Source organism: Pseudoalteromonas sp. BZB3, from assembly GCF_040104455.1.
GTDB lineage: Bacteria > Pseudomonadota > Gammaproteobacteria > Enterobacterales > Alteromonadaceae > Pseudoalteromonas.
This window is the reverse complement of sequence record NZ_JBECOS010000009.1, coordinates 245931-259923: the sequence shown is the minus strand read 5'-3', so window position 1 is coordinate 259923 and position 13993 is coordinate 245931. Positions and strand designations below refer to the sequence as shown.

The window sequence follows — 13993 nt, the reverse complement described above, 5'->3', positions numbered from 1 at the left end:
CAGCTCTAAGTCTTCAAAACCAGATAGATTCTTAGCTTGTTTGAAACAGTTTTAAAGACATCTTAATCTAGGCGTAACAATACCATAAGTTCATTGTAAAACATTGAGTTACAATGAATTACCTTTCGAAATATCATGCTTTTTAAAAATGGAAATTTCGTATATAGAAGCATCAAATTTTAATGTAAATCAGACACTAATTGTCTATTAGACGTCTAACTTCATAAAGTTATTACAGAGCTAAAGCTGCTAAGGCAGTATTTACCATTGAAATTCCTTGGCTTTTAATCTTATTTGATTATAAATGTTCGATGTTCTAATTAAAACGATTTAAGTTAAATCTTCCTCTTCCCCTGCTATCACCCTAAGAACTTGATCTAAATAACAGCCATGCTTTTTGGATGTGCCTGAACGAAGATATTCAGGTATAAACTCTAAAAATTCACTTTTAGAAATCGGTCTGTATTCGCATAAAGCTGCAACCATTGCTGGCCTGAATAGACTTTGAGAAGGTGCAACTTCATTGCTTTTTAAAACTGTATTTTGCAATTTTGTTAGCTTTGCTTCTAAGCTATCGTTTACATCTATAACCTGATGTAACTCATTGAAAGCGCTTTCTTCATGCTCTGTTGCTTTAGTGATTTCACTTACTTCCGATTCAACTTCAGCATGTTCAGCAGGGCTTGTTTTCAGTTGGTGCAACTGCTCTATGATTGGCTTTAGCTGAGCTTCTGGGTTTTTAAACCAATCAGTTGACCATATTCGCTTAATATTCCAACCTAAGCTCTCTAGCACTGATTGACGTAATCTATCTCTGTCTCGGGCAGATTTAGCAGAGTGGTATGTTGCTCCATCACACTCAACCCCCATGATAAACCTTCCTGGCTGGCCTGGGTCTTGTACAGCTAAATCAATAAAATAACCCGCTACACCCACTTGTGGTACACAAGTAAACCCTTCAAGCTTAAGTGCGTTCATTACTGCAATCTCAAAATCACTATCAGGTTCTTTGCCTGTATGAATTTGTTGTTGTAACTTTCCTGTTTGAGCAAAACTCAAAAAGCTCTTTAACGCGATAACACCGGTATTTGACGTTTCTGACACATTAATATGCCCCTCAGTCATTGAGCTAAATATGTGCATTCTTTTCTTTGAGCGGGTGAATAGTACATTTAAACGACGTCCACCAGCTGCCGAGTTGATTGGACCAAAACGCTGAGGCATATGAGCTGCGCCTGCTTCTTGAGGGCCATAAGTGCACGAAATGTATATTACGTCTCTTTCATCACCTTGAACATTTTCAAGGTTTTTTATGAATAGAGGCTCTTCGTTGTTTGCATTTTCTGCTAGCTTGTTTCTGAATAATGCATCTTCTTTTGATAATTCTTCGACGCAACGTTCAATCTGCTCTCTTTGCTTTGAACTCATTGCTACAACGCCTAAAGACTCAGTTGAGTGATTCAGTAAATGTGCTCTTACCGCTTCAGCAACTGTTCTTGCTTCTTCTATATTATGCTGATTTACAAATCGACCATTTCTGACGTAAGTAAATTTGACGCCGAATTCGTCACTTTTATTTGAAGGCGAAGGAAACACAATTAGGTTATTGTCATAAAACTCTTGATTGGAGAAAGCAATTAAACTTTCGTGCCTTGAACGATAATGCCATCTTAACCTTCTTGCATTAAACATAGGTAAAGATACATCTAATATACTTTCTGACTGCTCAATAGCGGTTGTGTCTTCGTCTTCATTATCTACAGCTTTATCAAAGAAGCTTGTTGGAGGTAACTGTTTAGGGTCGCCCACCACAACCAATTGCTTACCCCTTGCGATTGTACCTAAGGCATCTTCAGGCTTAATTTGGGAAGCCTCATCCATTACAATCAAGTCAAACTCAATTTGACCAGGTGTTAAGTACTGAGCAACTGAGTGCGGCCCCATCATAAAACAAGGTTTTAGCGCAGCCAGTGACTTACCAGCGCGATTAACCAATTGCCTGATTGGCACATGACGCGTCTTTTTATTAACTTCGTTCATGATAAGGCCCATTTCAGTAAAGGTCGAAACCTTACCACTGGCGTTGCCTGCGAGCGTTTGCGTGATCCCTCTGTGTGCTACTTCGAACGCTATTTTCTCTTGTTGAAGAGATTTAAGCTTGTTGTCATATTCTTGAAATTGTTTTCTTACTGCATTTTGATCGGCGCCAGAAAAATACGCGAGCTTCTGGTTTTCATTTATGATTTCTCTTGAGAGAATATCGTAAATTGCATAAAGGTAAACTTGTTCAATATTACTTAGCGCTAACATGCCTCTTTCAGCACTAAGTAATAGGTTATCTAACCCCTTATCGCAGAGTGACTCTCTAACGCGAATGAAGTCAATCCATGTACTGAGCCATTTAGGCTGGCTTATAGCTGTATTGTTACGTTGCTGAATTTCAATTAATGAGTCGTCAATATTTTTGAGCCATAACGAATCGTCTAACTCTACTTTTTCACGAAATACAAGGTACGCTTTTTTATATGCTTTAAAAGCGTTGTCGGCATGTTCAAGGTCCTGAAGGGTAGCGGCAAGTTTGTCTGCTGTTAGATCGTTAATCAGGTATTCTTTCAGTAAATCAGAATCAAGTAAGTTAATCTTTTGACTTAAGTTTAAAGTAGCTTGAATTTTGCTATATGTTGCTTCTGAATCTGCACTTGTAGATAAATAAACATTATCCCCAAACAACTCTTTTGTTATTGTTTTTTCAGCCAACAATGATTCTTGCTTTTTGAAGAAGGTAAGCTGTTCAATTGCACTTGTAAGCTGACACAAAGACCCATCGTCTTTAATATGCTTTTGCACATTTTTAGTGGCTGTTTCTAGATTTGCAGCAAAAAGATGAATGCCATTATTGGTTGCGAAGTCATGTTCTTTATCTTTGAAGACTTTATCATCAAAAATTAGACCTAGGTTTTCATAAACGTCGAAAAACCTAGTTAATTTTTCAATTAACTTTGAAGATCCTAAGTGTTCAATCCCTTTGAAAATATCAGCTTCAATGGAAAATAGGGAATTGGCTAAAGCAACCTTTTTACCGAAACCTATACCATAAGATGCTCTAACAGACTTGTACCATTCTCTGATCTGGATAAGCTCTTCTACCGATGTATCTAAGCCTCTGAATTCATGCTTTAGATTGGCCTGATAATCAGGATTATTTAATAACTTATCTAACTGCTTTCTGTAGATAACAAGCTCAGGCACTAATGGAGCAAGCTTTTTAAAGTTAGGTTTTAGTCCTTTTGCAAAACTGATTAGTTTAGTTTTTGCGGCTCTCCATTCACTACTAAGCCAACAAAAAAAGCCTGCACTTTTTAATATGCGTTCGATTTCAATGAGCTCACTCACTGTAGGAAGCTGTGCCAATTCAAAATAATTTTCTAGCCTTTCATGCCGAGCTTTTATTTTAGGTAGTAGCTCATTGAGCGACGTTAGGTCATGTTCTAACAAGTCATTGTCAAATAGTTTGTCCCTTCTTGATATTAGGCCTGTGCCTAAAGCGCTAATATGCGCTAAGTAAGTCCGGGCTTCATTAAGACCACTTACCGACAGTGTTAATAGCCCTTTTAAACTTGGATCATTCGACACAAGCAGCTTAATATCATCAGCTATTGAATTACTTAGTTCACTTAGCTCAGTTGCTGACTGCAAATGCTTAAATATGTCTGAAATTAGAATATCGTTATTCTTACAACATTCTTTTAAGATTATGTGTGCGTTGTTTAGATTGCTATACGCATAGTCAGATTCAAAAACTTCGCTTTCAAAAGAAGCAGAGACTATTTCGTAGAGTTTTTTACTTTCAAGGTAAAGTTCTAAGTACTCTGTAAGCGCGCTCGCTTCAGCTTCAGTTATGTACTTTAGTGAGCTTAAGTATTCTTCGCCTGTTAATTCTGGCAAAGCGCTTTTGTCTTTGATTAGAAGCGCTAAGTCATCAAGATTAAGCTCTAATTCAGTTCCAAATCTTTGGTTTAGTGGCTGAAGAGTGTCGATTAAAGACTCTATTTTGCTGTTCCACTCAGATAGCAATCGCGCAATATCATCGCAGTCAAATAGTTGAATTGATTTGTTGTATACACCAGCCCAAGGATGCTGGCTTATATCAGCCTCGGCACCTAACTGAGCTTTTACCTCTTGAAAAACAGAAACATATTTTGTTAGTTCATCAATGATCCTTCTAGCCGAAATTTCATCGAAATTATCACCATTTATATATTTTGGTTTTACAGATTCTACATCTAGTTTTGTGAACTCTTCTCTATAGCGCGTGGCTGCAGAGAAAATTTGGTGAATTGATTTACCTGTGTTTTTCCAAGAGCTATTAATAAGCTCTGCATATTCACTCAATAGCGCTTTTTTTTCCTCATACATCTCGATATCAATATCTATCGAGTCTGGATAGCGGTAAACATTTTGATTATTGAGCCTTTTGGCTAGATTCTCATAAACTTGTTTCTTTTGAGTCTTGCTACTGTGCAGCTCTAAGCAAAAATCACCTAAGCCAGCTCTGGCCAACCTTGATTGTACTACCTGAAGCGCAGCCATCTTCTCAGCAACAAAGAGTACTTTTTTGCCTTGAGACATAGCCGCCGCAATTAAATTTGTAATTGTTTGAGACTTTCCCGAACCTGGAGGGCCTTCAATAACTAGGTTTTTTCCCTTTATAGCATCAACCAGAGCACTATGTTGAGAGCTGTCAGCATCATCAATCAAAGGATATTTTTCATGTATTTCTTCAAGTGAGTCTATCAAGTATTCTTCGCTGAAAAATGAACTCCCAGACCCTTTTTCATCACTGCCCTGCTTTGCAAAGAACTGCTGGAGTATTGGATGACTCTGAATATTTGTTTTATCCTGCGGCCAACGTGCAGGATCTAAGTCCAGATACATTAATAACTTACCGAAGTCGAACATAGCCAACGTAGAAAAGCGCTTAACTTTCCACGCTTGTTTATGTCTTAAAAGCAGTTTCTCGACCTCACTTAAATAGTGTTCAGGAAGCGTATCTTCATTCAACTCCGGAAGTTCTAGATGAAAATCATGCCTCAACTTTTCGCGTAGAGACAAATTAGGGATGATGTCTTCACCAGTATATTCAATGGTGTAAGTATATGTTCCAAGTTCTTTATTCAAGCTAGCCCTTTCAATTCTGACTGGAATTAAATAAAGCGGCGCTAATCTTGGAACGCTTGAGTTTTCGTCTTCGTACCATTCTAAAAAACCAAAAGCCAAATACAGAATGTTTGCGCCGGTTTCTTCTATAGCTGTATTAGCTTTAGTTCGAATATTCCTAAGTTGAGCCTCTAACTCTCGAGGATAAAGTATTGACTGTATGTTTTTATCGTTATGCTTCGCCTGCTTTGAACGCTCAGTTAATGGCAGCTCGAAATTCGTGTTAAAGCCCTTTAGTTTTGCCCACTCTTTAGCATTAGGGCTTGGCTTTATCCTCTGCTCTCGATCTTGTTCGTCAAAAGAGATGTAACCATGCCTAACCAATTCGTCTACCTTTGGTTCTTCGATGGGTATAAAGGTGAATGGACTGCCCTCTAAAATATTTTCCGCTAACTGGTCAGGCATTTCATCAATAACCCTAATAAAGCCGGTACTTCCATGTCTAAAGTTAAGCAATCGATTTCTACCAGTTAAATCGAGTAACCGATTTCTGATTGATTGTAATGAGTCAAATGCAAAATTATCGTTGATATTGCTAACTGAACTTTCCATAAGGTTTTATCTTACCTAGATTGAATTTCGATTAGAGGGTTTAAGAAACACTTAAATTTATGTATTTAAAGCTCTGCTTGGATGAGATGAAACACCTCTTTATTTCCGTTCTGTCTTTAGAAGACAAGCAAGCATCAAAGATTCTAACTACATAGCTTTTTAGTAGATAAAATCCAGATCAATAAAACATTAATTAGTACTTTTTTATAAGCAGTACATAAACTTGCAATATTACATACTTTATACGCATGCAGAAATTACAGCACATTACAGCGCTGTATCATCTCTAGCCGCCACCTTTGCTAAAATCCAATCTTCAACCTCACCTTCAACCCAAGCAACAGAATTTGCGCCTAATGAAACGCTTTTAGGAAATTCATCTTTTGCCATGAATCTATACACAGTTGCCCTGCTTAAACCTGTGATGTTTAGTACTTCTGATAATTTAATTAGTCTCATTTTATTCTCCTGATGGGTTAGTACATACCATCTCGGGGAGTCATAATTTTTTATCCCAAACCAATCTATTTCACATATACATCATTCACTTGCATACAAACATCCGGAGACCCTTATGCAAGTAACAAAACCCAAATATGAATTTACTGAATGCGTAACTGATGAGCAGATACTTGAAGCTGCAGCTTATGTGATTGCTCAAAAGAATATGCGTCAAGGCATTCTTAGTTGCCCTGCTGACTGCGCTGAGTTTTTACGCTTTAAATTAGCGCTGGTGGAGCACGAAGTATTTATGATGTTTTTGCTCGACTCGCAAAATCGCATTATTGAGCTGGTGGAGATGTTCAGAGGCACCATTAATGGCGCGACCGTTTACCCTAGGGAAGTTGTTAAAACTGTACTGAAGTTTAATGCGGCTTCTGTGGTGATTTCACATAACCACCCTTCGGGTATTTGCGAGCCATCAGAGGCTGATAAATTAATTACAAATAGGCTCAAGCAAGCATTGGCTTTGATTGATGTATCTGTTCTGGACCACATTGTGGTGGGTGAGCAATGTTATTCATTTGCTGAGCATGGTTTACTTTAGGGAGGACTTATGACTTTACGATTACAAGAACTTCCTAACTTAGCTATACCCAATTCGCTGATTGAGCTTATCTCTACTGAAGTGACTAAGAATAAGCCAAGTAAACGAGGCTATAAGGCTTTTTCGATTCGATTTAATGTAGCAGATGCCAATCATGAAGAAGCAGCCACCAGCCCCGCTATTGAGCTTAGATTTGAACTTACTGCCAATGGTTTTCAATTGGTCTACATTCTGGACCTAGAAGAAGCAGGACAAATGTATCCTTGGTTCAAATTAGCAAATATGTTGATCGGGCTTGATAAACGCTGTGTACCTCAATTTGGTTGGCAAGATGAACAGACATCAAGCTCGCTTAATCAAATAGAACTTATTGCCTTGGCGTATCGATACTCAACTGGTGTTTATAAAGTTGAAGTAAACTTCGAGTGGTAAAAAATGCAGGGGCTTAACCCCTGCTATCTCTTTCTATTTTTTTTCAGATATACATTATTTAATAAAAGCGTTCTTATTTTTGGCTGCACCCAAATGTGCGATGCCCTTCACCAAATTGCTTAGTCCTCACTTTGGCAAAGTAAGAAACGCGATGAAACAATGCATTAAATTGCTCAGTAAACTGAGTACAGTTTGCATTAATAAAATAGGTCGGGTTATTAGGAAAATGTACCAGTGTTTGAATGTCAACAGCAAACACTTTTAAAGCACTCGCCCACGCTGTCACAATTCTGCTGTACAAATTATCGTGGCTTAAATCATAACGACCTAATGTAAAGTATGTATCTTTATTAAACAGTAATAAAACATGGTAATGATGAAGCTGTGCACTATCTTGCTCTCTAGCCCATACAATTCTTACATTACTGCTATGTATGCGAATTCCTAATTCAGTCTTCTTTTTTTCCCAATGTTTTACCTTAGCAAGCAATGAAGCACTAAAACGCTTCATTACATCATTGTTATCTTCGATAAAGTTAGTTGGTAATCTTAAGTCAACCCGAACAGCCAAAGTTCGGGTATGCTCTTTTATAGCCTTATTGATTGTGCTGTTGATACTCTCGAGGTGAGAAACTACTAAAGGGTTGTTTTGATTGCCCAAGGTCGGCTTATTCAAGAAACTATTAAGATGGGTAACTTTAAGTGTTGTTTGATTAGCTGTTGACATTATGACTGCTCCTAATTGTTTAAGTCATAACACTGCTCTAATCAATATTTTTTTATTGCTAACTAATTATCAAAGTGAACACTTTTAGTATGTTCACTACATGCTTGATAATGATAACTATATATATGTATATATTACCATACCGACAACTAGAGGCTTAAACCTGACCTAGGGCGAACGCGTAACACGTTACTAACTTTCCATTTTTCTTTGAGGTTGGAAGATTGGTGATTACTCTGAAGTTGCTTTGGTTCTTTGTAGTATTTTACATTTATAAAGAAGCCTTCATAAACGAGTCCGTCCTCATAATTACGATAATAAATTAACACCCCATTTGGATTTACTCTACTCATTGATTCCTCAATACCTGCTAAAATAAAATCTCCTTGTCTTGGTATTGATTGCTCATTGCCACCTTTTACTTTCGTGTTATTAAGTTGAATCTTTTCAAGTTCCTTTAGGTAGTCTTTATAAAGCAAGATAAAGAATCGTCCGATTAACTCAAATAAAGAATAAAGTTGATTCTTAATCTTCATTGTTTCAGATTGCTTCTCATCTAAAGTCTCAGTTTTTTTCTCATTATCTGACTCGCCATCACCCTCAGAAAAAATATTTATTTCAGATAAAAACTCGTCAATCTTTGAAGTACTCGCATCATTTGCTGTTAGAGCTCTTCCTGCAACATACAACGCTATTTCCTCTAAAAATGACCAAAAATTGTAATCCTCAACTTCATCAGCTCTCTTTAAGAGCCTATGTAGCTCTTCAAAATCAGTCTGTGACTCTTCATTCAGAGATAAATACTGTTGCATAACAAAATCTTCGAAGTTGGACCTTTCACACCTTGAAGACTTGTGAGCCTTTATAATTTTAATGAGTCTAGCAGTTACATATTTCTTTTTTCTAGAAAAGCCGGTACTTGCAAGTGGCAGCTCTAAAACTTCGCACTTATTGCTAGAAGAGAAATAATAAGTACTTGTTTGTTTGAGTTCAAACAAGTCTCGACAGTCAATTTTTTTGTCTTCAAAAAAAACTTCGTTTGTTTTAAATGTTCGACCATGCACTAAGCAATGAAGAAAACCTTCATTGATTAAGTTCTTTATTGCAGTTTTCGTGTTTACTAATGAAACGTTAATCTCTTTCGCTAACTCAGCCGCTGAAATAGAAATATATTTTTGCTGCTTTAATAAAAAATAAATAAGTACTAATTTAGTGGCTGTTCTGTAGTTTTTACTAGAACCCTTACTCTTATGAGCTGTGAAAATAATTTCACGACACTTATTGTTCGCTTCAAAACCTTTGCCTACCTCTGAATATTCATCACTCAAACGATAATTAAATCTTCTATCAGTTATACGCTCAACAAATCCTAGTTTAACCAACTTAGTAATTGATTTACCTAGCTTGCCTGAAGGGTAACCTTGTTCTTTTAAATTATCTGCTGTGACCCTATCAGTTCTAATTTCGACTAAAAAAATAAATAGAAGTAACTTTTCATAATGATTAAGTGCATATTTTTGGTCAAAAATAATTGATGAGATGCCTTCCATGTTTACAATTTCCTTAGTGACATGAGAGCATCATATCTGCATTATTAATAAAGTAACAGGTGTTATTTTAAACTATTTATTTACACACTTATAAATATTTAATAATGTATAAATATATATTTATGTAATGATAATCATTGAAAGAAAGGAAGCTAAAATGAAGCGCTGGCAAAACTTTGAGTGGCTAGATACAGTAGATAGAGAATTGTTTGCGAATTTCTTCAGCACCATCTCTTGTTACCCTATCGAACAGCTTGAGAAATGTAACGTTTTACATCTAAAAAACTCTTACTCTCAATACATCGAAAGCTTCCATCCCGGAAACGAGTTAGCACAAAAAAATATGAGTAATCAGATTTATAGGGGTTACAAAAACTATGAAAAGAAGCAGAAAAATAAAGACAAGAAGCAAAGCGCTATTAATGTAGAATTAAGTAACCGAATACTTAAAAAGCTAGACACGTTCAGAGCTAGAGGTGATAAAGAATTATCACGCTCAGAATTTATCTCGATGCTAATAGCTGACTATAAAGTCAAAGATGTTAAGAAGCAGAGGATAGATAACGAGGCTATTTCAACTTCTCATCAGCAGGGGGGTTTAATGAAAAGTGGCGCTCATTCAGGTGCTCTAATACTACAAAATCAAACCGCTACTCCCTTCTATATGCCAACTTTTTATTCGAATAATCACAACAATAACTTTTATCCTAAAACAGGTTTAATCCAAAAAATTGATTCAATAATTCAACAATTGGAGCAGATAAAGCTGAGTGAGAATTAAGAAGACTGCGTTTTAATTTCTAATAAATCGAAACTGACAGTCACCGTTATAAAATGAGTAACTGTCATATTAAGTCTAGGCTAATAAAATATGAGCCTTATTTACTTTAAGACTATTCAATCACTTCAGTGTCTTTTAATCCAATTATCGAATTCATTATGACTCATACAAAAATAGGGACCAGTTCGTGCCTGGGTTCGCTCAACCAATAATCGATAGCGTCGATTTATCCTATAACTTAACCAGCTTTTATTTCGCTGAAGTAATTTTGGTCTTGCACCACTTAATAGCGAACCATTAAAAATTGACTCAACCAAACGTTTTGCCAAATCAATAACTCTCGGAGAGGAATTTGACTTAACAATGATCATTATTGTCGCTCTATCCAACTTGACTTCTTGCTTGACCATAAGCACCTCTATGCATATCTGAGAGCAAACTTGACTGGATCAAAGCCTGTTTCTGCCAATGCAAGCGGGACAGATGTTGTTAATAATGGTCGACTCTTAAAGTACCCATTGTCTGTGTTCCCATTTTGAAAAAACGCCCCTTCTGGGCTCAGCATGAGATAGGAATTAGTCATTGAGTCATTATTTTCAACCGACATCAAATGCGCCATTGGATTATGACGTTTAACAAATTCGCTAAACTGTTCATCTGTAATAGTTGGAATTGATTCGAAAATGGGTAGAACCCTTAGTACTTTCCATTTGTTGGGCTTCAACTTACTAATAAACTCGTTGAAGTCCTCTCTGTAGTTAAACTGATTTACTACAGTATTTATTTTGAGTTCAGTACTTGGTGATTTTTCCCTTAGCTGCTCAAAGACACTTACTAACCTTTGTGGTGATAAAACATTTCCAGCTTGTGTATTTCTACCTATTTTCTGCTGAGTTTCAAGTTGGCTAGAATCATAGCTTACTCCAAACATTTGAAATTTATGACCATGAGAATGTATGAATTCATCAGTAATTAAATGGCCATTGCTAATAATTGAAGCCTCAAAACCAAGTTCTCTTACGTAGTCAAGCACTTCAATAAACCGCTGCTTTAATAGTAAAGGCTCACCACCAGCAAAATTAAATCGAACGCTATGATATTGAAGTTGCTCCTGAATGGGGTTTGGTGAAAAGAAGTAAACTGCTAATTTTCTGAGCACCGCTTTCAACGACTCTAAATCACGATGAAGCTCATTTGGCTTAGCCCACTTTGCATAGCAATAATGACAATCATAATTGCACTTCTCGGTAATATGATAATTGATAACTAATTGATTATTTTTACTCATAACACTTCTCCTGTTGGTTAATAGGAATAGTGTTAATTTGTGCAGTGCACTAAAAAGCGTTTTTTTAGTCTGGCAGCATATTTAACAATGCGTTGAATGATTGAGCTTCTTGATGTGTGTGTTTTAGGAAACTGGCTAAACTTTGAAGTACAATATCTTCTTTTAGCTGGGTATCATCAAGTTGCGATAGGCAAGCATTTGCTCCAATCAGATCCTGTTCTAAAAAACATAGAATGAGCTGTTCTTTAAATGATATGGCAAGCCTTTGCGACCTTAAAATATGATATAACAGGCCCGTATTTCTTAATGAGATATCCATTTGAGGTAGGCGTTTATCCGAAAATGGGCTAGTTAATCTGGTTTTTCTCAGACTGAAATTATCATCTGTTAGTTGCCTAAGAAACTCCCGTGAAATAGCTGGCAAATTATTCAGCCCCTGACTTGATTGTGTTCTAATTAAAATTTCTTCGCATAGCTGTGCTGCATCAAGTCGTGTTGTCATTGAATCAAAAACCTCTTTGACATATTTAGTATCATCAAAAAAAGCATCAAGTATGAGCGCGTTGAATAAGCAATTTACAGCGTCTGACTTAAGCCACTTTTTCCCTCGCTTGTTCATCTGACTATCATTAAACCCTTCTTTGACGATACTCGATGATGGAATAACACCATTTCGCATATAGCTATTGGCCTTAGTCCGCAAATACTCTACATCGTTAACCCCGAACAATTCTTGAACAGCTTTACTAGAGTTCATCAGCGACATACTACTTGCTCCAGTAACGTAACTTCTGAATAAGCTTGTTCTTGATTAAATGAAGCTATAATTTTGGCCGATTGATAAACCGAGCGAGAGTATCGATATGTACACGTTTTGTTGGTATGCATTACAGCCCCTAGACAATACCCGGCTCTAAAGCTCTCTTCTTTAGAGGTGGTCCAGAAAGCAAGAAAATGCTCTTCATCTTTCTTGTTATACAGCTCTGTATATTCCTGGCAGGCTGATTTTAAAAATTCAACACTCCCTGGCTTTGCATTAGACTGAATCAACGCGCTACTGTTCGCAGAATAAAGAAGTAGGCTTAGAGCAAAACAATAACGGTTCATTTTATTGTTGCTCCTTCAAAGTTCTTTTGATTGCTTCCCTTGTCTGATGCTGATGTAAAAACATATGAAAACGAACTAACCTTATGAAAGCTATATTGAAATGCTAACACCGATAGAAAAAAGAAAATAAAATCAAATAATGGGATCAAAGTAGCTTCTTCTATTAATTCGATAAATATTTCAAACATTACCGAGCCCAAATCAACGATGGGAACAGTTAATAAAAGCTCGAGTGAACCCTTAAAAGCCAACATGACCAAAGCAATAACACTCGTAAATAGAAGGTTCATATGAGCAAAATTAACAAATGGTGTAATTATTTTTCTAACCTTTGGAGCGTTTATGCTTCTACAGTGCAAGATGTAGTTTCGCGTAAAAATCACCAAATAAACAACAAATGCGCATTCCATCACATCCAACTCTGAGGCAGAGAATGAGTATTCAAATATCGCTAAAGGCAAAGCCAATATTAATGTTAGGCCTAATAAAAACATGAAAAATAGCCATATTGGTTTTATAGCAAGCCAAATATTACGCTTGATAAAAGGTATTATTTTTTCTTTTTCGAACATTCGATTCCAATTCCTTGAAAAGAGTCAAAAGATCTATTGGACTAGATTAGAACAGCACAAACTACTAACTATATGGATAAGAAAGGAGGGGTATATCGAAAAAACAGAAAACACCGACTTTATCAATTATCCTTTTGCAATCAGTGAATGAATGTTAGCGTTAAATTTAATAAATATTAAGCATTTAATTTAAATGTTTTGTGAACAATGTTTTGTGAATAAGTCTTAACTTGATCTGTCAGATTTAAAATTTAGGGTTGAATCAACTCTGACAGTAGGTAGCAGCTTTGTGCGTAAAGCAGACGTTGGTTCTAGTTCGTTTTTGGACAAAAATGAGTTAGATTATTGGCCCCAACTCTGTCGATTAGAATAAAGAAAAGTAATTATAATTTGCTTGAGCGAGGGTGATTTCGTCTATTTATGTGAATAAGCCTTAACTTGACCTGCCCGATTCGAATAATAAAACTCAATCAAATCTGACAGTCGCATATGTGCCAGAAGCTGACAATGGTACTAACTCGCTTTTTCCCTGACACGAGTTGAATAGATTGATTTGTTAACCAATGACTGTATTTACTTCTGTTACGATTCGGACTTCCTAATAGTTAATAATCTCAAAATAAAGTGCATTAATTTTGTATAGGCGGTTGAAAAACGTTCGCTTGGGCCAAATGTAGCAACTATAAGAGAAAGAAACCACAGATAAGGCTTATTGTGCG

11 protein-coding genes are annotated in these 13993 nt (G+C 36.4%); 3 read left to right on the top strand and 8 right to left on the bottom strand.

What is annotated here, in order from left to right; all coding sequences use genetic code 11:
- Positions 1-330 precede the first annotated feature (330 nt).
- Both hhe and ABMY35_RS09335 read right to left on the bottom strand, forming a co-directional pair.
- The gene (gene hhe, locus ABMY35_RS09340) at positions 331-5769 is read right to left on the bottom strand and encodes a DUF4011 domain-containing anti-phage protein Hhe (protein ID WP_349285958.1); all 5439 of its coding nucleotides are present in this window, start codon (positions 5767-5769) and stop codon (positions 331-333) included.
- Between the two features lie 267 nt (positions 5770-6036).
- Complete coding sequence (locus ABMY35_RS09335; RefSeq protein ID WP_349285957.1) at positions 6037-6228, bottom strand: AlpA family transcriptional regulator; 192 nt, start codon at positions 6226-6228, stop codon at positions 6037-6039.
- 115 nt (positions 6229-6343) lie between these two features.
- Between ABMY35_RS09335 and radC the strand changes: the two genes are divergently transcribed.
- Both radC and ABMY35_RS09325 read left to right on the top strand, forming a co-directional pair.
- Positions 6344-6817 carry a DNA repair protein RadC gene (gene radC / locus ABMY35_RS09330; protein ID WP_138480420.1) on the top strand — a complete coding sequence of 158 codons (474 nt, stop codon included), beginning with the start codon at positions 6344-6346 and terminating at the stop codon, positions 6815-6817.
- A gap of 9 nt (positions 6818-6826) precedes the next feature.
- Positions 6827-7249, top strand: a complete 423-nt coding sequence (locus ABMY35_RS09325) for a hypothetical protein (protein WP_349285956.1) — start codon at positions 6827-6829, stop codon at positions 7247-7249.
- Between the two features lie 73 nt (positions 7250-7322).
- Here ABMY35_RS09325 and ABMY35_RS09320 read toward each other — a convergent pair whose 3' ends face one another.
- Both ABMY35_RS09320 and ABMY35_RS09315 read right to left on the bottom strand, forming a co-directional pair.
- A complete protein-coding gene (locus tag ABMY35_RS09320) occupies positions 7323-7976 on the bottom strand; it encodes an inovirus Gp2 family protein (protein ID WP_349285955.1) in 654 nt (217 codons plus the stop codon).
- Positions 7977-8125: 149 nt separating this feature from the next.
- Positions 8126-9526: a hypothetical protein gene (locus tag ABMY35_RS09315; RefSeq protein ID WP_349285954.1), complete on the bottom strand. Its 1401-nt coding sequence runs from the start codon at positions 9524-9526 to the stop codon at positions 8126-8128.
- Positions 9527-9683: 157 nt separating this feature from the next.
- On the opposite strand from ABMY35_RS09315, the gene ABMY35_RS09310 reads away from it, so the two are divergent.
- Positions 9684-10307 carry a hypothetical protein gene (locus tag ABMY35_RS09310; RefSeq protein ID WP_349285953.1) on the top strand — a complete coding sequence of 208 codons (624 nt, stop codon included), beginning with the start codon at positions 9684-9686 and terminating at the stop codon, positions 10305-10307.
- Between the two features lie 418 nt (positions 10308-10725).
- Here ABMY35_RS09310 and ABMY35_RS09305 read toward each other — a convergent pair whose 3' ends face one another.
- From ABMY35_RS09305 to ABMY35_RS09290, 4 genes are all read right to left on the bottom strand, one after another.
- Positions 10726-11595, bottom strand: a complete 870-nt coding sequence (locus ABMY35_RS09305; RefSeq protein WP_349285952.1) for a viperin family antiviral radical SAM protein — start codon at positions 11593-11595, stop codon at positions 10726-10728.
- Positions 11596-11659: 64 nt separating this feature from the next.
- Positions 11660-12361 carry a hypothetical protein gene (locus ABMY35_RS09300; RefSeq protein ID WP_349285951.1) on the bottom strand — a complete coding sequence of 234 codons (702 nt, stop codon included), beginning with the start codon at positions 12359-12361 and terminating at the stop codon, positions 11660-11662.
- Positions 12352-12702, bottom strand: a complete 351-nt coding sequence (locus ABMY35_RS09295) for a hypothetical protein (RefSeq protein WP_349285950.1) — start codon at positions 12700-12702, stop codon at positions 12352-12354. The genes ABMY35_RS09300 and ABMY35_RS09295 overlap by 10 nt, the downstream gene beginning before the upstream one ends.
- Positions 12699-13274, bottom strand: a complete 576-nt coding sequence (locus ABMY35_RS09290) for a hypothetical protein (protein WP_349285949.1) — start codon at positions 13272-13274, stop codon at positions 12699-12701. Before ABMY35_RS09290 ends, ABMY35_RS09295 begins: the two co-directional genes overlap by 4 nt.
- Positions 13275-13993 lie beyond the last annotated feature (719 nt).